At 70.4% G+C, this 22,301-nt stretch carries 21 protein-coding genes and 1 pseudogene; 8 read left to right on the top strand and 14 right to left on the bottom strand.

The window, feature by feature from the left end; genetic code table 11:
* Positions 1-19: 19 nt before the first annotated feature.
* The 3 genes from OG844_RS03885 to OG844_RS03875 all read right to left on the bottom strand — a co-directional run bounded on the left by OG844_RS03885 (position 20) and on the right by OG844_RS03875 (position 2,800).
* The gene (locus tag OG844_RS03885; protein ID WP_406388093.1) at positions 20-1,516 is read right to left on the bottom strand and encodes a PepSY-associated TM helix domain-containing protein; all 1,497 of its coding nucleotides are present in this window, start codon (positions 1,514-1,516) and stop codon (positions 20-22) included.
* 173 nt (positions 1,517-1,689) lie between these two features.
* Positions 1,690-2,214, bottom strand: a complete 525-nt coding sequence (locus OG844_RS03880) for a hypothetical protein (protein ID WP_406388092.1) — start codon at positions 2,212-2,214, stop codon at positions 1,690-1,692.
* 160 nt (positions 2,215-2,374) lie between these two features.
* Positions 2,375-2,800 carry a SpoIIE family protein phosphatase gene (locus OG844_RS03875; protein WP_406388090.1) on the bottom strand — a complete coding sequence of 142 codons (426 nt, stop codon included), beginning with the start codon at positions 2,798-2,800 and terminating at the stop codon, positions 2,375-2,377.
* 290 nt (positions 2,801-3,090) lie between these two features.
* Between OG844_RS03875 and OG844_RS03870 the strand changes: the two genes are divergently transcribed.
* Positions 3,091-3,819, top strand: a complete 729-nt coding sequence (locus OG844_RS03870) for a type 1 glutamine amidotransferase (protein ID WP_406388089.1) — start codon at positions 3,091-3,093, stop codon at positions 3,817-3,819.
* 117 nt (positions 3,820-3,936) lie between these two features.
* On the opposite strand, the gene OG844_RS03865 is transcribed toward OG844_RS03870, so the two are convergent.
* Positions 3,937-4,134 carry a hypothetical protein gene (locus OG844_RS03865; protein ID WP_406388088.1) on the bottom strand — a complete coding sequence of 66 codons (198 nt, stop codon included), beginning with the start codon at positions 4,132-4,134 and terminating at the stop codon, positions 3,937-3,939.
* Positions 4,135-4,326: 192 nt separating this feature from the next.
* The gene (locus tag OG844_RS03860) at positions 4,327-4,767 is read right to left on the bottom strand and encodes an ATP-binding protein (protein ID WP_406388087.1); all 441 of its coding nucleotides are present in this window, start codon (positions 4,765-4,767) and stop codon (positions 4,327-4,329) included.
* Between the two features lie 205 nt (positions 4,768-4,972).
* Here OG844_RS03860 and OG844_RS03855 point away from each other — a divergent pair, with 205 nt between their 5' ends.
* Positions 4,973-5,416 carry an SRPBCC family protein gene (locus OG844_RS03855; protein ID WP_356422939.1) on the top strand — a complete coding sequence of 148 codons (444 nt, stop codon included), beginning with the start codon at positions 4,973-4,975 and terminating at the stop codon, positions 5,414-5,416.
* A 147-nt stretch (positions 5,417-5,563) separates the two neighbouring features.
* Here the strand turns inward: OG844_RS03855 and OG844_RS03850 are convergent, their stop codons facing one another.
* From OG844_RS03850 to OG844_RS03835, 4 genes are all read right to left on the bottom strand, one after another.
* Positions 5,564-7,120 carry a PQQ-dependent sugar dehydrogenase gene (locus tag OG844_RS03850; RefSeq protein ID WP_406388086.1) on the bottom strand — a complete coding sequence of 519 codons (1,557 nt, stop codon included), beginning with the start codon at positions 7,118-7,120 and terminating at the stop codon, positions 5,564-5,566.
* A 1,018-nt stretch (positions 7,121-8,138) separates the two neighbouring features.
* Positions 8,139-8,537, bottom strand: a complete 399-nt coding sequence (locus OG844_RS03845; RefSeq protein ID WP_406388085.1) for a hypothetical protein — start codon at positions 8,535-8,537, stop codon at positions 8,139-8,141.
* Positions 8,538-8,581: 44 nt separating this feature from the next.
* Complete coding sequence (locus OG844_RS03840; protein WP_406388084.1) at positions 8,582-10,081, bottom strand: long-chain-fatty-acid--CoA ligase; 1,500 nt, start codon at positions 10,079-10,081, stop codon at positions 8,582-8,584.
* 46 nt (positions 10,082-10,127) lie between these two features.
* The gene (locus OG844_RS03835) at positions 10,128-11,156 is read right to left on the bottom strand and encodes a TauD/TfdA family dioxygenase (RefSeq protein ID WP_406388082.1); all 1,029 of its coding nucleotides are present in this window, start codon (positions 11,154-11,156) and stop codon (positions 10,128-10,130) included.
* A gap of 173 nt (positions 11,157-11,329) precedes the next feature.
* Here OG844_RS03835 and OG844_RS03830 point away from each other — a divergent pair, with 173 nt between their 5' ends.
* From OG844_RS03830 to OG844_RS03805, 6 genes are all read left to right on the top strand, one after another.
* Entirely contained in the window at positions 11,330-12,352 is a 1,023-nt protein-coding gene (locus OG844_RS03830) for an AraC family transcriptional regulator (RefSeq protein ID WP_406388081.1), read from the top strand.
* A 335-nt stretch (positions 12,353-12,687) separates the two neighbouring features.
* Positions 12,688-13,746, top strand: coding sequence for a 3-keto-5-aminohexanoate cleavage protein (locus OG844_RS03825; RefSeq protein WP_406388080.1), 1,059 nt, complete (start codon positions 12,688-12,690; stop codon positions 13,744-13,746).
* Between the two features lie 86 nt (positions 13,747-13,832).
* On the top strand, positions 13,833-14,804 hold the full coding sequence (locus OG844_RS03820) for a quinone oxidoreductase family protein (protein ID WP_406388078.1): 972 nt from the start codon (positions 13,833-13,835) through the stop codon (positions 14,802-14,804).
* 67 nt (positions 14,805-14,871) lie between these two features.
* Entirely contained in the window at positions 14,872-15,789 is a 918-nt protein-coding gene (locus tag OG844_RS03815) for a TauD/TfdA dioxygenase family protein (protein WP_406388077.1), read from the top strand.
* Between the two features lie 53 nt (positions 15,790-15,842).
* Positions 15,843-17,177: an MFS transporter gene (locus OG844_RS03810; RefSeq protein ID WP_406388076.1), complete on the top strand. Its 1,335-nt coding sequence runs from the start codon at positions 15,843-15,845 to the stop codon at positions 17,175-17,177.
* Positions 17,174-17,749, top strand: a complete 576-nt coding sequence (locus tag OG844_RS03805; RefSeq protein ID WP_406388075.1) for an RBBP9/YdeN family alpha/beta hydrolase — start codon at positions 17,174-17,176, stop codon at positions 17,747-17,749. The genes OG844_RS03810 and OG844_RS03805 overlap by 4 nt, the downstream gene beginning before the upstream one ends.
* A 159-nt stretch (positions 17,750-17,908) precedes the next feature.
* On the opposite strand, the pseudogene OG844_RS03800 reads toward OG844_RS03805, so the two are convergent.
* The 5 genes and pseudogenes from OG844_RS03800 to OG844_RS03780 all read right to left on the bottom strand — a co-directional run.
* Positions 17,909-18,214: pseudogene (locus OG844_RS03800) on the bottom strand (TetR/AcrR family transcriptional regulator); the annotation flags it as partial.
* A 193-nt stretch (positions 18,215-18,407) separates the two neighbouring features.
* Positions 18,408-20,237, bottom strand: coding sequence for a N,N-dimethylformamidase beta subunit family domain-containing protein (locus OG844_RS03795; RefSeq protein ID WP_406395993.1), 1,830 nt, complete (start codon positions 20,235-20,237; stop codon positions 18,408-18,410).
* A 65-nt stretch (positions 20,238-20,302) separates the two neighbouring features.
* Positions 20,303-21,775: a condensation domain-containing protein gene (locus OG844_RS03790; protein ID WP_406395991.1), complete on the bottom strand. Its 1,473-nt coding sequence runs from the start codon at positions 21,773-21,775 to the stop codon at positions 20,303-20,305.
* 35 nt (positions 21,776-21,810) lie between these two features.
* Entirely contained in the window at positions 21,811-22,077 is a 267-nt protein-coding gene (locus OG844_RS03785; RefSeq protein ID WP_406388074.1) for an acyl carrier protein, read from the bottom strand.
* Positions 22,074-22,298 (bottom strand): MbtH family NRPS accessory protein, encoded by a 225-nt coding sequence (locus OG844_RS03780; RefSeq protein ID WP_351167283.1) that lies wholly within the window; start codon positions 22,296-22,298, stop codon positions 22,074-22,076. Before OG844_RS03780 ends, OG844_RS03785 begins: the two co-directional genes overlap by 4 nt.
* Positions 22,299-22,301 lie beyond the last annotated feature (3 nt).

The raw sequence follows: 22,301 nt of genomic DNA, 5'->3' as shown, positions 1-22,301 counted from the left end.
TCCTCCGGGCCCTCTGCTCCTACGAGGCCCGCACGTGCCGGACCAGGCCTGTCACCACGTCCACGACGAGGAAGGCGGCCAGGGTCACCCCCAGGACCGGCAGCGCCCAGCCGAGGGCGGCGACAGCGGGGATGCCCAGGACGATCACGGGCAGCGGCAGTCGGCGCCAGGCTCCGCGGGCGGGCGCCGTGCCGAATGCAGCCCTGCGATCGTCGCGGGTCGGGCGGCGCTGCCACCACATGCGGTAGCCCCAGATGGTCACGGCGGTGAGGCCGAGCGCGATCGCGGCCAGCACGATCTGGTTGACGATGCCGAACAGCACGCCCATGTGCCCCTGCACCCCGAGCTTGCTGAGCTTGGCGAGGAGCGGATAGTCCGCCCACCGGCTGTGGGAGGTGATCTCGCCCTTCTCGGTGTCGACAGCGACCTGGTCGTAGTGCACCGGCCAGACGTTGTCGCCCTGGGCCACGACCCACGCGCCCGAACTGTCGGCGGGAGGCGTCACCTCCACCGTGCCGCCCAACCCGGCGTCCCGGGCCGCGGCCAGGGCCGCGTCGAAGTCGGCCGGATCCGCCGCGGCGGAGTCCTCCGCGGCGCCGTGCCCGGCGTGTTCGCCGCCCTCGTCCTCCGCTGGCGGCTGAGCGCCGGGAAGTGTGGTGTCCAACGCGGGAGCACGGCCCCTGGCCGCGTCCAGCAGCTGCCCGAACCGATCGCCCGCATAATGCGACCACGTCAGGCCCGTGGCACTCAGGAAGAGCAGACCGAGTGCCAGCCACACACCCGTGGCCGCGTGCCAACTGCGGGTGCGGCGCACGCCCCGGGCCGAACGGTCGGGCAGCAGAACGCCCCGTGCGGACCCGGCCCGCTGTCCACGGCTGCGTCCGAGCCAGAGGACGAGGCCGCCCGCGACGATCACCCAGAGCCAGCTCGCGGCGACTTCTGAGTAGAGGCGACCGGTCTCGCCCAGGTGCAGATTGCGGTGGAGGTCGTCGAGCCAGGTGGTGAGTGGCGTCGAGCCGAACCACGTGGTCAGGTCGCCCTGCACCTCGGCGGTGTAGGGGTTGACGAACACGGTGCGCTGCTTGTCACCGAGCTCCGGCAGGGACAGCACCACCCGTGTGGTGTCCTCCGGGCCGGGAGGGGTGACGACGGAGGCCAGGCTGCCCTCCGGGTGGGCGGCCCTGGCTGCGGCTATCTGCTCCGCCAGCGGACGGGGCGCCTCGCCGACCTGCTCGACGCGCAACTGGTCGCCGTACACGAGTTGGTCGAGCTGCGGCGTGAAGGTGTAGGCCAACCCCGTCAGGGCGGCCACCAACAGGAAAGGGGCGACGAATACGCCGGCGAAGAAGTGCAGCCGGACGAGCAGGCTCCGTACGGCCTGCCAGGAGCGGCCGGGCCCGGGCTCGGCCGCAGGGGTGGAGGTGGGCTCGGCGACGGCGACTGCTGCCGCCGCGGCGGACGGGGCGTCGATACGACGGCGGTCGTTCTGTGGTGGTTCTTCGGTTCCGAAAGACATGCCTATCCCTCAGGTGGACGCGGCCGCCGGACGAGCCGGGGACGCCGCGAAGTCGGTGACGTGCTTCCGTCGGAGTGACGGTGCGACGCGAGTGCCCCGGCCCGGCTCCGCCCGTACGCATGCCTCGGCGCACCGGTGAACAGCCGGTGCGATGGAACGCGGAAGGGGGACCGTCAGGCCGGGGTCGCCGAGGGAGGACCCCGCCGGGTCCGGGAACGGGCGAGCAGTACCCCGAATCGGGGATGCGCCGACGACAGGGGCACCGGCCGGAGCTGAGGGGTGACAGGGAGGGCCGGGGGTTCGCGGTAGCAGAAGGCCGGGACGACCAGGGCGGCCAGCCCGCGCAGGACGCGTTCTCCGTAGATGACGCACAGCGCGGTCCCGACCGTGGCGACCGTATGAGCCGAGGTCATGGCGGAGGACAGAGAATGCCCGATACCGCGCTCGGCCATGTCTGCCGGGCCCATGACCATGTGCCGGCCGGCCATGTGATGTGCCGCGTGGCCGACTTCGGGCATCGAGAATCGATGGAAACCGAGGTGGAGGGAGAACTGTGTTCCGGCCAGCGCCAGCACCGTGACATCGAAGCGGCGACGGCGGCCACCGAAGAACACCGAGCCGAGCACGGTCAGCGTGGCCAGGATGAGCGCCAGCGGACCTGCGCCGGGCAGCCGCCCACCGGCCGAGGCATGGCTCACCACACCCAGGAAAAGGCATGCCGAAGCGCAGAGCAGACCCCTTACGGTCCGCCCGGTCCATCCTCCCGGCTCGCGCACGGGTACAACCTATCGAGCATGTACACGGCGGCGCGTGTGTGTCTGTACGGTGCACGAGGATCGACCGTGAGCTGACTGGCCATCACACGGCTCGCCCCGGCCGGTGAGGTGATGACCGGCTCGCCCGTGCGAGCACGATCACCGTGTCGTCGGTGGGCGCGGAAGGGAGCATGCTCGTAAGGATGTTCTCCGCCGTCGCTTCCAGTTCCCCTGCGGCACGGGCGAGTTGGGATCGGAGGGCCTCGGTGCCCTCGCTGATGTCCTCACCCGCTTCGACGAGGCCGTCGGTGTACAGGGCCAGGACGGAACCCTCCTGGAGGTCTGTCTCGGTCGTGCGGAACGGGAAGCCGCCGACGCCGAGGGGAACCCCTCCGCCGACGCCGAGGGGAACCCCTCCGCCGACGCCGAGGGGAACCCCGAGGACCTCGTCGATGACATCGACCGTGCCGTCGGGCTGCCGGACCGGAGGTGGGGGCGTTCGCGATGCGGGCTGCGCCGGTGGTGGCATGAGGTGAGCTGACGGATCTCTGTGCAGCTCAGCGCCGGTTCGTCGACGCTACAACGGATGCGGCGGTATCGCTGGTTGAGGTGAAGAGCCGTCGGCTGCCGAGCCGCCGTCGCTGCTGTCCGCGGTCGGCCACAGCAGGAGCCCGCCGCCGCGGGGTCAGGGGTTTCGGGCTTCCGGTCAGGAGGGCAGTCAGCTGTGGGCGCCAACTATTCTTTGTGCCGACGGCTACGAAGTGCTTGTCGGAATGATCAGCGCAGCGAACGCAGATGCCGAGCAGGGGAGCCGAGGCGATGACGCCTTCGAACGCACCGGGCCCGCCGACCGCCGTGGTCGTACAGAACACCAGGAGCGGCGGTCCCGGCCGGGTCGGGGCCTGGCTGCGCGAGGCGGGTATCGGCCTCGAAGTGCTACGTCCCTACGAGGGTGAGGTCCTGCCCCGAAGGCTCGACAGCAGGCCGCTTCTCGTGCTCGGCGGAAACTTCCTGCCGGACGACGACGAGCGCGCGCCCTGGCTCCCGGCCACCCGCCACCTCGTCGCGCAGGCGCTGGACGGCGGCACGCCCGTCCTCGGCATCTGCCTCGGTGGCCAGTTGCTCGCTCAGGTGGCGGGCGGCAGCGTACGGGCGCGTCACGGGCAGCCCGAGTTCGGCAGCACACAGATCCGGCTGCGCCCCGAAGCCGCCGACGACCCGTTGCTCCACGGGCTCGGCCGGGCGGTTCCCGCGATCGAGCGGCACGTCGACGCGATCACCGAACTCCCGCCGGGTGCCGCCTGGTTGGCGTCCAGCGCGGCCTGCCCCCACCAGGCGTTCCGGGTCGGGGCGCGGGCCTGGGGTGTGCAGTTCCACCCGGAGGCGGAGGCCCATCGGATCGCCGGTTGGGACCGGGAGCGGCTGGCCCTGCAGGGCTTCGACAGGGACCGGCTGCACACCGAGGCCGTGGCCGACGAGGGCGCGGCGGTCTCGGCATGGTCGGTGTTCACCCGGAGGTTCGCTCAGGTGTGCGCGCGGCGGCCGTGACCGGCTGCTGGTCGGGCGCGAGTACGGCGGCCCGGCGCCGCCGTCCCACGGACGCGGACCCGGTCCTTCGGACTGTCGCGGCAGGCGACGCCATGGATCCAACCCGTTGATCACGCCTCACGCTTCCATCGGGCCGAGGTCCGTGAGCGCGGCTCCCAGTCGCCGTACACCCTCGGCCAGCTCGGAGTGGTCGGCCGCCGCGGCGAACCCGATGCGCAGGTGGGCTGCCGGCGGCTCGGTGGCGAAGTAGCGGCTGCCGGTGCTGACCGCGACGCCCCGTTGCCGGGCGGCACCGGTGAGGACGGTGTCGTCCACGCCGGACGGAAGACGAAGCCACAGATGCAGTCCGCCCGTGGGCAGCCCCGCCAAGGCCGCGCCGGGGATCTCCTGGGCGACCGCGGCGGCCAGTACGGCGCACCGCTCCCGCAGCGCCGTACCGAGAGCCCGAGTTCGGTGTCTCTCCGGACGGGTCGCCGCGCCGCCCGCCGAATCATTTCCTGCGGGGGATCAGTCGATGGAATCGCCATGCGGGGGCTTCGGCGCGCCGGGAGGGACGAAGCAGGCGGTGATGGTCTTGCCCGACGCCTGGGGGTGCGTGGCCCATCCGTCGGCGAGCGCGTCGACGATGGCGAGTCCACGGCCACCGGTCGTCGTGTGGTCTTCGGGCTGCTGGGCGGGGGGTACGGGATCGGAGTCGTGGACACTCACGTGCAGGCAGCGACTGTCCCAGGTGAGGACCAGCTGGGCGTCGCTGTGTGCGTGCACGTGCGCGTTGGTGACCAGTTCGGAAACACTGAGCAGTATCGCGTCCACGGTTTCGGGAGCGTCCTTCGTCCATTCCAGGGACGCCAGGTGGTCCCGCGTCCAGTGGCGGCCGGCCCGTACCCCGTGCGATACGGGAAACGACTGTGCCCATCCCACCGCACGCAGCGACGTGTCCTTCGTCATCGACCCCTCCTCGCTCGGCTCTCCCTTCTCGTCTACCCACGCATCCGGGGCCCACCACGGCGGCCCCGGCGTGCGGCCCGGCCGACGTCCCGAAGCTGATCGGTGTCTCTCCTGCGACCGGATGGCGAAGGAGCATGCGTGTGGCGGCGCCTATCGGGTAGTCGGCAGCGGAAGGCGAAACCGAGCGAAAGAAAGGTTGTTGCTCATGTCCTCCTCCCTCGTCGAGACCGTCGACATCAAGGCGCCCGTCAGCGTCACCTGGGCTCTGTGGAGCGATGTGTCGCAGTGGCCGAAGTTCCTGAGCCACGTGCGACGGGTCGATCCGATGGACGAGCGCCGGTTCTCCTGGCAGTTGTCCCTGCCGGGCGCCGACAAGAGCTTCGTCGCGGAGCTCACCGAGGTCGTCCCGCAGGACCGGATCGCCTGGAAGACGATCGAGGGTGTGCATCACGCAGGCGTGGTCACCTTCCACCGGCTCGACGACACCTCCAGCCGGGTCGCCCTGCAGATCGAGTACGACCCCAGCGGATTCGTGGAGCACCTGGGTGCCCTGACCAACCTCGACTCGGCACTCACCAACTACGACCTGGGAGAGTTCCAGAAGCTGGCCGAGTCCACAGCGGCGGGTGACGGCCCTCGGGGCCTGTGACCACCGCACGCTCGCCGGGGTGCGGAGCACCCCGCAGACGTGACCGCCCGTGCGCACCTCCGAAGTGCGCACGGGCGGTTCTCAGTCGAACGGCGAGCGGGTGGCGACGGTTCGCGGGATGACGTGGAGGGCGTCGGTACAGGCGGCTCAGCGGCCGACGGCGCAGGCGTCCCCGTTCAGCATGAACCGTGGCGGCGACGACGAGTCACCGGTGTGTGCGGCGAGGTAGCCGAGAGTGATGCTCGCGCCGGGAGCGATCGTGGCGTTGTGCGAGGTGTTGGTGGCCGTGATCGTGTTGCTTCCCTGGGTGAGGTCGGTGTTCCAGTCGGAGGTGACGGTCTGCCCGAGGACCAGCGGGAACTCTAGCGTCCAGCCGTTCATGGGGGTGCTGCCGGTGTTGGTGACGGTGAGGTCCACCGTCGTGCCGGTGCCCCAGGTCCGGATGGTGAGGTTTACACGGCAGGCGGGCTCCTCACGGGCGAAGGCCACGCGGTGCAGGCCGCCGGGCAGATCGTTGACCGCGTAGAACTCTCCGTCGACGGTCGTGCCGATGGACGTCACCTGGGTGGGCATCTCCCCGATCTCGGCCTGCTCGTAGCCGCCTTCGCCGCCGGGTCGCAGCGCCCAGACCGTGGACGAGCAGTAGTCGGTGGCGATGTACGTGCCGCCGACGAGGTCGGCGTACTTCTGGCCCCGGTAGACGTGACCGCCGATGACCGAGCAGCCGCCCGTGTAAGGGGAGTAGGTGAAAACCGGCTCCGTGTACGTTTCGCCGGGCACGCAATCGCCGCCCTCGAACTTCTCCAGGCCCTCGTGGCAGGACCAGCCGAGGTTCAGCCCTCCCTCTCCGGGCGTGAGGTGGTCGACCTCCTCCCACCGGCCCTGGCCGACGTCGCCGATCCACATCGAGCCGTCGGCGCGGTCGAAGGAGAACCGCCAGGGGTTGCGCAGACCGTACAGCCAGATCTCCTCGCGCGCGCCGGGGGCGCCCACGAAGGGGTTGCCACCGGGGACGCAGTAGGGGAGCGGGGCGCAACCGCGGCTCACGTCGATGCGCATCACCTTGCCCAGCAGGGTGTCCAGTCGCTGCCCGGAGCGGAAGGGGTCCGCGGAGCCGCCGCCGTCACCGATGCTCCAGTACAGGTGGCCGTCGGGGCCGAACGCGAGCTGGCCGCCGTTGTGGTCGCTGTACTCGGAGTGCGGCTGGGAGAGCAGGACCTCCGAGCGGGACTCGTCGAGGCGGTAACGGGCGAGAGTGACCGCTCCGTCGGGCCGTGCGGTGTACGCCACGTACAGGTGGTGGCTGTCAGCGAAGTCGGGCGGGACGGCGATGCCGAGGAGGCCGCGCTCGTTGCCCGATTCGTCCACGGCCGACCTGATGTCGATGAGCGGGGCCGTGGCAAGGCCGGTATCCGGGTGGTACACGCGTACGGTGCCGGACTTCTCGGTGATGAACAACCGGTCCGTGCCGTCGTCGGGGGCGGCGAGGGCGGTGGGCCGTCTCAGCCCGGAGGCGACCTGGGTAGTGGTCGCACGGAGCGAAGGCAGGGGTACTGGCGAGGGGTCAGCCTCCGCGCGGGTCGGCCTGGTATCCGACGTCGCGGTCGGGGCCGCCGCGAAGGACTGGGTCGCGGCGGGTAAGGGAGCAAGGGTGGTCAGCAGGAGGGCCAGCAGGAGCTGCCCGGTCCAGCGGCGTCGTAGCATGTCGGCTCCAGACTCGAGGACGCTTGCGCGGCGGTCGTACGCACACAAGTGGTTCGCACCCGGTGGCGCGCTCCGAACGGACACGCTTGTCGTAGCGGACGTCACCGGTGCCGGTCAGCGGGAGGGCCGCGCGATGACCGGCCCGGTCGTTCAGTTGAACGGTGAGGTTGTCCGCGCCCCTGGTCTTCCACGCACCCACGATGTCCGGCGTGTTGTCGTGGCCGCTTATTGTCACGCGCATGACAACTCATCCTCTTTCCGGTGGGCACCGGGTTCCAGGCGAGGGTGCCGACTGCGTGGGAGCGCTCCCGCGACCCTAGACTGCGCGTGGAGGGGTAGTGCGGGCAACATTTGTTTGCGCCACTTCCGCGCCACGTGGCGCAAACGATGCGACGCCGAACGGGAGACGCCACAGACACTGCGCAGCAGGTTCGGGGATGTGGGCGGTTCAGTGCAGGGCCGGCCAGTCACCGTGTCATCGCTGCGCCCTGTGCGGCACGTGCTGGCGCCAAAGACCCGTGCCCGTGCGGTCAGGGAACTGGACAGGACATGCAGGACATGGACGAACGGTCGATGCGTGAAGGGGTGCTGATGCAGGACACGCGCCAGCCGGCCCTCCAGGGCTCACACCGCGTGTGGCGCCGAACAGGTCGCTGCGTGACCATATCTCACAGGAAGATGGAGACACCCCTTTCCCTCGGCGCGCTGGTGCTGCCGATGTTGCTCTTCACATGGCCGCTGTCGGCATCGAGTACGAGCGAGCCCCTGCTGATCCAGATCGCTGCTCAGGTTGCATTCGTCGTGCTGATGCCCACGCCCTCCTGCCCGAGAAATGGGTGGGAGCTTCGTAGCGGGCGGGTGACGATGGGTGGGGCCCTGGGGGCATCAGCCAGGGCCCACGCATGTGATCGACAACGCTGCGCTCTGCAAGGTCCGCTGTCACCACAGCAGGTCCAACGGTCCGCCGTCCAGGGGTGTCGGTGACGCCGCTGTCGAGCGCCTCCGCCTTCCTGCGCCTTCAGTGGCCGGGGCGGTCGGTCCGGGAGAGCACCCCGACGATGGTGCTCGAGAAGGGCTCTCGCCTGGTTCGGGGTATCGGTACCTCCACCAGCCGGCCGTCGTACAGCATCCACATCCCGAAGCAGTCGTCGTCCTCGTCGCGTACCAGAACCTGTACAGACCACGGGTCGGGCCACGGCAGCGATTCCAGATGTGCCAGCAGTCCTGTCCAGTTGTGGCGGATGAACTGGACAACCCAGACGTAGCACTCCTCGGACGTGATGGATCCGTCGAACGCGCCGTCGTCCACACGCTTGAAGCACTGGTGCCACTCCCGGTTCCCGTCGGGTTGGGTGAGTGGCTCCATCACGTCTTCGGCATTCCGTGCCAACACGATGACTTCGGTGTATCTGCTCATGGCGGGCAGTTTCGCACCAGTACACGGGGCCACCCGCCCCGGGGTTACGGCGCCTTCCACTCCACGACGATCTCCCGCTTGAGGATCTTGCCCGTTGCTCCCTTCGGGAGCGCGTCGGTGAAGGTGACGATCCGGGGGTACTTGTAGGCCGCCACCCGCGCTCTGACATGGTCGCGCATCTCGTCGGCAGTGACCTGGGAGCCGTCCCGCACGGTGACCACGGCGGCTATCTCCTCGCCGTGGACCTCGTGCGGCACCCCGACGACGGCTGCCTCCGCGACGGCCGGGTGTTCGTAGAGGACTTCCTCGATCTCGCGGGGATAGACGTTGTATCCACCACGGATGATCAGGTCCTTCTTCCGGTCGACGATGAAGTAGTAGCCGTCGTCGTCGACCCGCGCGAGATCACCACTGTGGAACCACCCGTCCCGGACAGCTTCCGCGGTGTCGTCCGGACGGTTCCAGTAGCGCCTCATCACGTTCTCGCCGCGGATCGCGATCTCGCCCACCTCGCCCGGGCCCACCGGAGTGCCGTCGTCGGCCATGAGCCTGAGTTCGACGCCGCGGATCGGGACGCCGATCGAGCCGGCCTTGCGGGGCCGGTCCGGAGGATTGAACGCAGCGACCGGCGAAGTCTCCGAGAGGCCGTAGCCCTCCAGTACCGTGACGGCGAATTCCCGCTCGAAGGTGTGCAGTACCTCGACCGGCAGGGAAGCGCCGCCGGAAACGGCCAGACGCAGGCGGGGGAGCGCGTGCCCGTCGGGGCCCCTGTTGTTGAGCAGCGCCGAGTACATCGTGGGGACGCCCAGGAAGATCGTGGCCCCGTCCCGCCGCATGATCTCCAGCGCCTCGGCCGGATCGAACCGCGGCATCAAGGTCAGGGTGGCGCCCGCGGCGACGGCGGTGTTGAGGGCGCAGGTCTGCCCGAAGGCGTGGAACAGGGGCAGGCCCCCGAACAGCACGTCGGCCGGACCGACGTGGAGCAGTGTCCCGGCCGTGGTTGCCGCGTTGGTCACCAGGTTGCGGTGGGTCAGCTCGGCACCCTTGGGGGTTCCTGTCGTGCCCGATGTGTATAGGATCACGGCGGTGTCGTCCGCCGCCCGCCCGGCGACCTGTCGCATGGGTTCGGAGTCCTGAACCAAGGTGTCGAACGTCGCCGTGTCGGTGACCAGGCAGTCGATGCCGACTTCTGCCGTGGCTGTCGCCACCTCGTGTGTGGAGTGAGGCGATGTCACCGCGATCCGGGATCCGGAATCCCTGAGGGCGAAGGCGACTTCACGGGATTTCAACAGCGGGTTCATCGGCACGACAACGCCGCCGCAGCGGAGAATGCCGTAGTACGCCACCGGGAAACAGCTGACGTTGGGCATGACCAGCGCGACACGATCGCCCGGGTGCACCCCCCTGCTCCGCAGCAGTGTGGCGAACCGGGCGCTCGCGTCGTCGAGTTGGGCATAGGTCAGGGTGATGTCGTCCTGGCGGACTGCGACGCGGTCGCCGCCCGATCGGGCGGACTTCACCAGGAGTGAGGCGAGGTTGTCCATGGGGCTCCTGTTCGGACTGGATCGGTGGGGGCGCAGGCGGTGACGGTCACCGGCAGTGACGGAAGCCGCGGAGACGTGCGGAGTTCTGTGTCGCGATGACGTCGCGGGGGGAGATCCCGCCGCGACCGTGCCCGAGGGTCAGCCACAGTCGCAGGACGTGGCGCCCCGGATCGGGCTCGGCGAAGTCCTCGAACCCCGTACGGGAATGAAGAACGGTGTGGTTGTTCACGAACAGCAGGTCGCCGGCCTCGAAGTCGACATCGAGCCGGAACTCCGGGGACTCCGCCAGTGCGTCGACGAGGTCGAACAACTCCACGTCCGCCGGGTCGAGGCGGGGAACGTCGGGAAAGCGCTGTGCGGATTCGAGATAGCAGCGGTTGTAGCGCATGCTGAGCCCCCTCCGGCTCCGGGACGCGAGCGGGAGCGCGGCGTACGGGAGGTCGCCGGGGGCATGCTCCTCCCGGCGGTCGAAGAAGTGGGTGCGGTACAGCCGCTCGACCAGATCCGGCCGCCGCTCCAGGACGGCGTTGTGGACCGCTGCCGAGCTGACGAGGGCGCTCCGCCCGCCGGAGCGGGCCGCTCGCAGGCACAGCAGTCCGAGGACATCGGAACCGTCGCTGTGAAACGGCAGACTCTCGCGGGTCTGATATCCGCGCGTCGCCGGATCGGTGAGGCTACGGCCGGTGTCCCGGGCGTGGCCGAGCATATGACCCGACGCGTTCTGGGAGACCGGCGTACCCAGGTGGCGGCCCGCCCCCCAGAAGACGGTGCTCGCCGCGGCCAGGTTGTACCGCTCGACCGGAATGCCCTTCACGAGTACGAAGCCCCGGCCGTTCTCCAGTACGTCGGCGACGTGCCGCAGCTCTCCGGTCGGCGTGGGCAGCGGAAAGTCACCGGATGTGACCTTCAGCAGCGGAATGCTCCGTTCGTGCACCCTGTGCAGGGCCGCGTCGAGCTCGTCGATCTGCGCAGGTGAGAGCCGTAGGACCCCTTCCCCGGAGTCGACCTGCTCCGGTCCCTTCCACACGGCCGGCCCGGTATGGGGCCGGCGCAGCATGTTGATCTCGCTCCTCATGGTGGCCTCCCTTCCTCTCTGTGGCTTCCCGAGGAGTACCGGCCGTCCGGGTCGCCGCATCCGGGCGGAGAGCTCCGCCGCGGTGGTGCAACGCTAGGTCACGACGTGGGCTGTTACTTGACTTGACGTGACATCTCACTTATCACTTGGGGACTCATCCCCTGGAGTGCGCCATGAAGCCGCTTGTCCGCAACGCAGCGCTGAACAGCTATGTCGAGGTCAGTCAGTCGCTCGGCATCGATCCGCGGGCCCTGATGAAGCGCGTGGGCCTCGACCCCGTCGGCCTCGCGGTCCAGGACCGGTGGATCCCCGGCGCGGCGGTCATCGAGCTGCTGGAACTCTCCGCGGAGGCCTCGCACCGAGTGGACTTCGGCCTGCTCCTCGCCGAGCGGCGCCGCTTCTCCAATCTCGGCCCGATCAGTCTGGTCCTGCGTGACGAGCCAGATGTCCGCAGTGCCCTCGAACTCCTCGTCCGCCACGAGTACATGTACAACGAGTTGCTTCACAGCCGGCTCTCCGAGGCGCGTGGCCTGGCCACCCTCAGGGTGAGTCTCGAAGTGGGTGAGGCCATGTCCACCCGCCAGGCCACCGAGCTGGCCGTGGGCGCCTTCCACGGGGTGCTCCGCAGCTTTCTGGGTGACCGGTGGCAGCCGCTGTCCGTGTGCTTCACGCACGAAGCGCCGGCGGATTTCGGCACCCACCGACGTCTCTTCGGCCCCGTGGTGGAATTCGGCCGGGAGTTCAACGGGATCGTCTTCTACGCCAGCGAACTCAAGGCTCCCAACCCCATGTCGGACCCGCTGCTGCGGACCTACGCCCGGCAGTACTTCGAGTCCATCGCGGTGTCCAGGGAGACCACCGTGCTGGATCGTGTGAGCGAGCTGATCGAAGTCCTGCTGCCCACCGGGCGCTGTTCGATCGAGCAGGTCGCGGACAGCCTCGGCATCGACCGGAGGACGGTGCACCGGCACCTCGCGGCTTCGGGCGAGACCTTCTCCTCGGTGCTCAACGCGACACGCATCCAGCTGGCGGAACAACTCGTCGCGAACCCACGTCGGTCGTTCACGGAGATCGCCGGACTGCTGGGATTCTCCGCACCGAGCGCCTTCTCGCGCTGGTTCCGTGAGCGGTTCGGATGCAGCCCGAGGGACTGGCGGGTCCGCGGGACCGTGCAGCGGCGCTCGGGCGAGGAATGACCGAGGGCGGCTCGACGCGCTCCGGGGCGCGTGTCCCCAAGCGATAAGTCTCCTGTCACCATCGGTCAAGCGCGTGCCGTAACCCGCGCTTAACGTGGGACCACCGCAAGGGACATGGTCGGCCCACGAGGACGAGCAGGAATCCCTGCCCGATGCCGCGTGCCCCCTCCCCACCGACCGCCGATCGCATCCGAGCGACCGCCGGACCCGGGAACCCCTTCCGCACCCTCGCGCCCGTTTCCCCTCTGCCCTTCCGGCGCCACGTCACAGGCGGTGCCGCGGGCAGCGAGTGAAGCCCCACCGACAGAAGTCCCGCCCCACAAAGGAGATGGACCATGCATTTCTTCGACGACTCCCTGTATCCGGAGAACCAGGAGAAGCTGGTCATCCAGGCCGCGCCCTACGGGCCGGAGTGGCTGCCCGGTGACGCCGACGACCTCCCGCTCACCATGGACGAACACGTGCAGGCGGCCGTCGACTGCTACGACGCCGGTGCCACGGTGCTGCACATCCACGTACGCGAACTGGACGGTCACGGCTCCAAGCGCATCTCCATGTTCAACGAGCTGATGGCCCGGCTGCGCGAGGCCGTGCCGGACATGGTCCTGCAGGTCGGCGGATCCATATCCTTCGCCCCCGAGGACGAAGGCGGCGACGCCAAGTGGCTCAGCTACGACACCCGCCACATGCTGGCCGAGATCACCCCCCGGCCCGACCAGGTGACGATCGCGATCAACACCAACCAGATGAACATCGTCGAGCTCTTCGACGACGAGGACATCGAGGGCACGTCGATCGCCAAACCGGGGTACTACAAGGCATACCGGGACATGGTGGTCGAGGCCGGGCCGGACTTCTATCTCGAACATCTCGAGAGGCTCCGGGCCAAGGACGTCCAGCCGCACTTCCAGCTCGCCAACACGGCGCAGCTGGAGACCGTGGAACGGCTGATCCGCAAGGGCGTCTACAGCGGACCCCTCGTCCTGAACTACGTCGCCATCGGCGGCGGGTTCGCCGGCCGGCACCCCGCCGACCTGGTCGAGTTCATCCGCCGCGTCCCGGACGGCGCCGTGCTCACCATCGAGGCCTCCATGCGCGCGGTGGCGCCGATGGGCGCGGTCGGCATCGCTCTGGGTGCGCACGTGCGGGTGGGCAACGAGGACAACCTGTGGCAGCGCAAGGGCGAGCGGATGTCGTCCGTCGAGCAGGTCGAGCAGATGGTCCGGATCGCCGACGCACTGGGCCGTGACGTCGCCACCGGGCAGGACGCCAAGCGGATCTACCGGATCGGTGAATGGTACGCGGACGCCGACGAGACCCTCGCCCGGCTCGGCATGGTGCCCAACCGCCGCCCCGGACAGCGCGGTTCCATGCTGCGCGACGTCACGAGCTGACCCGGCTCCCGCGGGCGGCGGCCGGAGGCCCGGCCGCCGCCCCGCACCACCCCACCCAGATTGCACACGAGCAAACGGAGCACGTCATGGCACACGCCATTCGCTTCCATGAAACCGGTGGCCCCGACGTCATGAAGTGGGAAGAGGTCACAGCCGGTGACCCCGGCCCGGGCGAGGTACGGATCCGGCACGTCGCCGTCGGACTCAACTTCGCCGACACCTACTTCCGCACCGGCCTGTACCCGGCCCCGCTCCCCGCCGGTCTCGGTGTGGAGGCATCGGGTGTGATCGAGGCCGTGGGCGAGGGCGTCACGGATGTCGCCGAGGGGGACCGGGTGACGTACACCGGCAGCCCCCTGGGTGCGTACAGCACGGAGCGGGTCATGCCCGCGGACTCACTGATCAGACTGCCCGACGGGATCAGCTGCGAGACCGCGGCCGCCATGACGATGCGCGGCCTCACCTCCGCCTATCTGCTGCGCCGCATCCACCCGCTGAAGTCCGGCGACACCGTCCTGCTCCACGCGGCGGCCGGCGGCGTCGGCCTGATCTTCTCCCAGTGGGCGAAGCTGCTCGGCATCACCGTCATCGGGACGGTCTCCAGCGAGGAGAAGGCCGAGGTCGCCCGCGCCCACGGCTGCGACCACATCGTCTACTACAGGCGGGAGAACGTGGCCGAGCGGGTGCGCGAGTTGACGGACGGCAAGGGCGTCCCGGTCGTCTTCGACAGCGTCGGCAAGGACACCGTCGCCGGATCCATGGCCTCGCTGCAGCGCCGCGGCCTGCTCGTGTGCTTCGGTACGGCCTCCGGTGTGCCGCCGCTCGATGCCATGCAACTGGCGATCCACGGCTCGCTGTTCGTGACTCGGCCGGCCCTGGCCGACTACATCGCCGAGCCCGCGGAGCGCGCCGCACTGGCCGATGAGCTGTTCGGACATGTCGCGTCCGGCCGCATCACGGTCGATACGAACCAGCGTTACGCCCTTCCCGACGCGGCGCAGGCCCACCGGGATCTCGAAGGAGGGCGCACCACGGGATCCTCCGTCTTCGTCGTCTGAGTACGCCGCATCCGAGCACCTCGCGTACCCCATGGCACGAATCCCACGACAACCAGGAGTGAGCACGATGCCCCACATCATTCACCCGACGGAAGGCTCGCCGGCTCCGGTGCGCACCGGGGGTCGCCGCGCCTCGATCGAGGTCGAGCCGCTGACCTGCACCATAGGAGCCGAACTCTTCGGCGTGAACCTCGGCGACGCCGCGCGCGACGACGACCTGTTCGCACAGATCAAGGAACTGCTGCTGCGGTACAAGGTCCTCTTCCTGCGTGACCAGGACATCACCCGCGCCGAACACGTCGCCTTCGCGGCGCGCTTCGGGCCTCTGGAGGACCACCCGGTGGCCGGCAGCGACCCCGAACACCCGGGCCTGGTCCGCATCTACAAGGACCTGGACAGCAAGGCCGAGCACTACGAGAACGCCCTGCACTGCGACGCGACCTGGCGCGCGGCCCCGCCCATGGGCGCCGTACTGCGCTGCGTGGAGACGCCGGAGGTGGGTGGCGACACGATCTGGGTCAACATGGCCGAGGCCTACCGCAGGCTGCCCGAGCACATCAAGGCCCAGATCGCGGACCTTCGCGCCCGGCACAGCATCGAGGCGACCTTCGGCGCCGTGATGCCGGCGGAGCGACGCCACGAACTGAAGGCCCGCTTCCCGGACCCCGAGCACCCGGTGGTGCGCACCCATCCGGAGACCGGCGAGGAGATCCTCTTCGTCAACGCCTTCACCACGCACTTCGTCAACTATCACACGCCGGAGAACGTGCGCTTCGGCCAGGACTACGCGCCCGGCGCCGGCAACCTCCTGAACTACCTGATCAGCCAGGCGGCCGTCCCCGAGTACCAAGTGCGCTGGCGCTGGCAGAAGAACAGCGTCGCCATCTGGGACAACCGCTCCACCCAGCACTACGCCGTCCAGGACTACTGGCCCGCCGTCCGGAAGATGGAGCGCGCCGGGATCGTCGGCGACGCCACGTTCTGAGCCCTGACCAGAGACGAGATCTGAGCCTTGACCAGAGACGAAAGGTGACGCCCATGAGACTTCACACCGCCGGCACCCAGGTGCCGGACACGCTTCCCGCCACTCCGGCCGTGTCCCGTGGCTATGCCTGGCTGGTGTTCGCCCTGAGTTTCGGGCTGCTGCTGTCCGACTACATGTCGCGACAGGTACTCAACGCCGTCTTTCCCCTGCTGAAGGCGGAATGGCTGGTCTCCGACGCCGAGTTGGGCACGCTCAGCGGCGTCGTGGCCCTGATGGTCGGTGTGCTCACGTTCCCCCTGTCGTTGCTGGCGGACCGATGGGGCCGGGTCAGGATCCTCGTCCTCTCGGCGGCAGCGTGGAGCCTGGCCACGTTGGGCTGTGCCATAGCCGCGAGCTACGGCCAGATGCTCCTGGGCAGGTTCATGGTGGGTGTCGGGGAGGCGGCGTACGGGAGTGTGGGCATCGCGGTCGTCCTGAGCGTGTTCCCCATCGGCGTACGGGCCACGCTCTCCGGGGCCTTCATCGCGGGAGGGTCGTTCGGATCCGTGCTGGGGGTGTCGATCGGCGGTGCCATCGCCCAGGAGTTCGGCTGGCGCTGGGCCTTCGGCGCGATGGGCTTCTTCGGGCTCGCGCTCGCCGCCGTATACGGTCTCGTGATCACGGAGAAGAGACTCGGTTCGGCCTCGACGAGACGAAACAGGTCCACACCTGGCGAACGTGCACCCATCCGGGCCCAGTTGCCGCGGCTCTTCTCGTCGCTGTCCGTGGTCTGCGCGTACATCGGCAGCGGGCTGCAGATGTTCATCGCGATGGCGCTGCTCGCCTGGATGCCCAGCTTCCTCAACCGGTACTACGACATGACTCCTGGTGAGGCGGGCCTCGGAGCCGGGGTCTTCGCGCTGATCGGCGGCATCGGCATGGTGCTCGGCGGGATCGTCGCGGACCGCCTGAGCCGGAAGGTCGCGGCCCGGAAGTGGGTCGTCGCGATTGCGTGCAGCCTCGGGTCGCTCGTGCTGCTGATGGCGGGATTCCATCTGCCGACCGGTCCGCTGCAACTCGTGCTGATCGGGGCCGGGACCCTGGTGGCCGCAGGCACCGCCGGGCCGGCGGCCGCGATGGTCGCCAATCTGACCCCCGCAGCCATCGCGGCGACGGCCTTCGCGACTCTCACCCTGGCCAACAGCCTGCTCGGGCTCGCCCCGGGGCCCGCGGTGACGGGCATGCTCGCGGACAGCATGGGCCTGCTCGGCGCGCTGCGGGTGATCCCGCTCGTAGCCCTGGTGACCAGCGTGGTCTTCACCATCGGAATGTTCTCCTACGAGAGGGATCTGCGCCGCCTGGGGCTGCTGCCCGGCACGGCGCCCACGACATCGGAGGCTCGGGCATGAGCCCCACCGCAGAGCCGACGGTCGTGATCGTCCCCGGGCTGCGCGATCACGTGCCGGAACACTGGCAGACCCTCCTCGCCGACAGGATCGCCGACGCCCGGACCGTTCCCCCGCTGGAGAAGGACAGGCTGAGCTGTGACGCCCAGGTCGCCGCACTGGACGAGGTGTTGTCGGAGATCTCCGGCCCCGTCGTACTCGTGGCGCACAGCGCCGGGGTGATGACCACCGTGCACTGGGCGCAACGACACCGACGTCCGGTGCTGGGAGCGCTGCTCGCGACACCGCCCGACTTCGAGGCCACGCTGCCGGAGGGTTATCCCACCGCCGAGGACCTGCGCGACAACGGCTGGACACCGGTGCCGCGGACAGCCCTGCCCTTCCGCAGCATCGTCGCGGCGAGTACGAACGACCCCCTGGCCGAGTCCGGTCGCGTCGCCGGTCTCGCCCGGGCATGGGGCAGCAGCCTCGTGGACCTCGGCCCCGTCGGGCACCTCAACCCCGCCTCCGGCTACGGCCCATGGCCCCGGGCGGAGGAGTTCGTCCGCGACCTCGGACGGACCCCGTCCGACTGACCCGCTACCGCACCCCACCCGCACGACCTCGCCCCCGGAGGCGCTGATGAGCACCGATTCCGACCTTCTGTGGTCCCCGAGTCGCACCACTGCCGAGAGCTCCAACACGGCCGGCTTCATGCGCTGGCTGAGCGAGACGCGGGGACTGGAGTTCTCCGGCGATGCGCGGTGCGCGACGGCGACCCGGGTGACGGCGCTGAGCACGTCCGCCGGACCCGCCCCGGACGGCACCTCGTCGAGCGAGGCGACGAGCCGGTCCGCCATGAGGTCGGCGCACTCCGCGAACAGTGCGTACTTGTTCGGGAAATGCCGGTAGAGGGCCGCCGCGCTGATACCCACGCCGGCGGCGATCTGCTCCATGGACGCCGCATGGTAGCCGCGCTCGCTGAAGACTCGGCCGGCCGCCTCGACGATGAGTTGCTTACGGTTGCGGGGCCGGGTGGCCGCGGCCGGATCGGCGCTCACGGCCGAACGGGCGGGTGCGGAAACAGGGCCATGCGGATCAGTCAACCACACGGTGCCCGAGGGGCTCGGGCTCCCTCGGAGCGGACCGCACCCCAGGCGGATTCCGGCTCACTTCCCAGGTGACGGTGCCCGGCCGGAACCGTCACACCGGCCTCGCCCGACCGCCGGTGCCCCCGTGCACCGGCGGTCCCGTTCACACCGGCGGATGGCTGACGAGGAGATCGTCCGTGGTCGCCGCGAGCAGCCGCCCCGCGTACGAGGCGAGGGCGGTGGCAGCAGGGAAGGGGCTGCCCAAGGTGAAGGGAGCATCGGTGGTGACCGGCGGACGCGAGAGCAGTCCGTCCGGACCGAGGGCGTACAGACGGGCGTTGAGCACGGTCAGGGAGGCTGCCTTGCCCGCCGGTCCCACGGCTGTCCACGGCGCCTCGGGGTGCAGGGCAGGCCGATGGTGCAGGGTGTCGTCATGCGGGGTCACCGCGAAGAGAGTGTTGTCGCACATCGCCAGAGCGGTCGTTCCGGCGGGGACCTTTCCGGCCGGGGTCCAGGGAGCCGGCCCGGGCACCGGAGCGCGTACCAGCAGTCGGTCGTCCGTTCCGACCGCGAGCAGGGCCAGCGGTACGGGCCGGCACGCTTCGCGCGGGGCCGTCAGACACCGTATCTCCGGCTCAGGTCCCGGCGCGGGCGGACAGGGGACCCACGGCAGGTTCTGGTCCGACGGCTCGCGGTGGAGCAGGGTCCTGCCGTCCTCGGCCACGGCGAAGAGCAGGCCCTCGCAGGCGGCGAGCGCCCGCAGACGCGGCGCCGGCCCGACGGTGTGCCAGGCGGGACGGGGAGAGGTGCCGCCGAGACGGTCGAGGACGTTGCGGGTGATCCGGTCCACGACCGGATCGGACAGTGCCCGGCCCCAGTTGATCGTGGCGGTGTTGAAGACCGTGCCGGCGCCCATGCGGAAGACGCCCATGGTGGCCCAGCCGCCCTGCCCGTACGCACGCCAGTGCCGCAGGTCCGCGGTGGCGAGGACGGCGAAGGAACGGGGGGTGCCGTCCCGTCCGGTGGCCCGGGGCACGCCGGCCGACCAGTCGAGTTCGGCGGCGTCGGTCTCGTACCCGAGCGCGCCCCGGGCGAACGCGTCGCCGTCGGCGAGTCCGGTGCCCTCGAAGACCCAGTGGCCGGCGAACCGGACCGTGTACGACTCGCGTCCTATCACGGCCATGCCCTCGCCCCACGCGCCGGCGCCGTTGCGGAAGCTGACCCCGGTCATGGAGTTCTCGGGCCGGTCGACGGGCGAACTGGACCACTCGACGGTGGCGAGGCGCGGGTCCACAGCGGCTGCGGGGTCGGCGGCGGCATCGCGGTGACAGACCATCGTGCGCCCCTCGTCCTCCAGGCGCATCTGCCACCAGGCGGTGTTTCCCGCGAAGACCGCCAGATTGCCGCCCTTGCGGACGAAGGCCTCGACGCTGTCGCGCATGCCGGCCGACCAGTACTCGTCGTGCCCGTTGATCACCAGCAGCCGGTAGGAGGACAGGAGTTCGTCGCCGTCGTGCAGATCGAAACCGGAGCAGAACTCGACCGGGTACCCGGCACCCGGGAGCCAGCGCAGCAGGGGTTCCTCCCAGCGCTCGGGCGGCGGCCCGCCGCCCGGCTCGGTGAGGGACACCCGTGCGGCACGGCCCGGCTCCTCCGCGTAGTAGATGCTGCGGCCCGGCTGTCCCGCACGGTGGTACGCGCGCCAGGTGGCGAAGGGAACGGAGACGAGTACGGACGAGGTCGCCGCGGGCCGGGCCGCGCGGACCACGAACCACACTTCGTGTTCGGCGTCGCGATCGGGCGCCGGTGTCTCGGGGCGGTCGTCGTGGAAACGGGCCACATACAGGGAACTGGGCCAGTCGGGCGGGACGTCGAGGGTCCACCCGGTCCCGCGAACGGGTACGCGCGTCATCGTGCGCTCGGTGACGACGTCGGTGACGACGACGTGACCGGTCAGCGGGCCTCCGTCGCCGGCGGTCACGCCGAAACGCATGCTGCCGCCCTGGACGCAGGACGTCTTCTCCGCACGGGCCAGGGGCCGCGGGACGAGACCCGCGCTCATCGGCCGGAGCCTTCCGTCGCGAGGAGTCCAGGCAGTGCGGCCAACCGGGGCGGGTCGCCGGCCGACGAGGACACGACGACCTCCTCGATGGCGCGAAGGTGGGCCTGGACGGCGGCCGGCGGCAGATAGGCCGTGTCGGCGGTGAGGGTCACGGTGAGCGCGCTGTCGTCCCCGCTCACGTGCAGGCAGTACCGGCAGGCGACGCGGTCCTGCGTCGCGGGGAAGTCGAGCACGCTCCGGCGGCGGAGCGCGACGAGTTCCTCGGCGTCCGGCGCCGGCCGGGGCGACGCGGGGCGCTCCGTCAGCCGCATGTCGTTGAAGCAGCAGTACGGGTGCACCTCGGCACCCCGCTCGTGGGACGCCCGTTCCAGCAGGGCGTCCCAGTCGGCGGGATCGTAGGCGGCCGCGCGGTAGCCGGCGAGCGCGGCCGGCCAGGCACCCGCCAGCAGATCGGTGAAATCGGCGTCCGGACCCGGGACATCGTCCATGCGCAGGACGAACAGCGCGTCCTGCGACAGCGTGCTGACCAGGGTGCGGTGGCCCTGCGCCGCGCGATTGCCCGCGATCGGCATGACCGCCGCCACGGAGTGCCCCTGATCGGCGGCGACCAGAGCGGCCGAAGCGGTGAGGAGCACGGTCGAGCCGCTGACCCGATGGGCGGCGGCCAGCGCCTCGACGGCCCGGGGGAGCGCGGCGGAGACCAGACGGCCCGTCCAGAAGCGGGGGGTGCGTGGAGGCGCGACCGGGGTGGGGAACATCGTCGGAGGGGCTTGCCGCAGTCCGTTCTCCCAGTGGGCGAGCGCGGCCCCGCCGGAGCGGCGGCCGGCCGGGGAGGCCTGATGCCGTGCCAGGTCCAGCGGGGTCTCGGCGCAGGCTGGACCGGCCGACCCGCGGCGGGCCAGCAGCCGCAGATCGCGGACGAGGACCTCGGCGCCGTGCCCGTCGGTGGCCAGATGGCACAGCGCCAGCACGACGTGGGTGATCCGGCCTTCGTGGCGGACGGCGCCGAACCGTACGGGCCACTCGCGCGCGTAGTCGAAACGGCGGGAGGTCAGGGACGCCAACAGATCCTCGGCGGCGGCCCCGCAGTCGGCCGGGTCGGGCTCGTCGTGGACGCGGACCTCCACCAGCCCCTCGGCACACAGGCGTTGGCGGGGTTCTCCGTCGTCACCGGCCGCGATCCGGGTGCGCAGCGCCTCGTGGCGTACGAGGAGCGCGGCGACGGCGCCCGCCAGCCGGGGCAGGTCGACGGGCGTACCCCGGTCGGCGAGGGGCAGGACACGGCCGATGTTGAAGTAGTGGTCGTTGGGAGCGGTGCGGCCGATCGCGTGCCAGATCGCGCGCTGCCCCCAGGTGAGCGGGGCGTCACCGGACCGGCCGCCCGTGAAAGAGACCGTCGTCCTCGCGTCCGCCGGGGTCCGGCCGGGATCCGGTGCCGCAACTACGGCCGCGCCGGAGTCCGGCGCCACCGTGCCGGGGACCAAGGCGTCCGGGCCCGCCGCCGTCACGGGGTGTTCTCCGCGGCCAGAGCCCGCACACGGGCGGTGAGGCCGGCGAGTCCTTCGGTGTACAGCGCCCGGTCGCCGAGATCGATGAGCACGCCGTACTCGGTCTCCAGGCTGTCGGCCAGCCGCAGCAGGGAGAGCGAGCTGACGCCGAGCGCGGCGAGCGGCTCGGCGGAGTCGACGATCTCGCCGGCGGCCACCTGGCCGTCCGTGGCCCGTTCGACGAGCTCGGCAAGGCGGTTTCGGGTCGGGGCGGACGTGTTCACCGGACGCCGCCCGCCTGCCGGGCGGCCTCGTCGGCCAGACGGCGGCGCAGGCTGAGCGGTCGGATGTCCGGCCACACCTGGTCGACGTGCGCGACGCACTCCTCCTCGGTGCCGCTGAAGCCCTCGGCCCGCCAGCCTGCGGGCAGCGGCGTGCCCTCCTGCCAGAGGGCGTGCTGCTCCTCGTCGTTGACGGCCACGAGGTAGCGGGTCGGATCGCTCATGAG

It is taken from the genome of Streptomyces sp. NBC_00887 (genome assembly GCF_045207585.1).
Note: the sequence above shows the minus strand (reverse complement) of the source record. Positions and strands in the feature narration are given on the sequence as shown.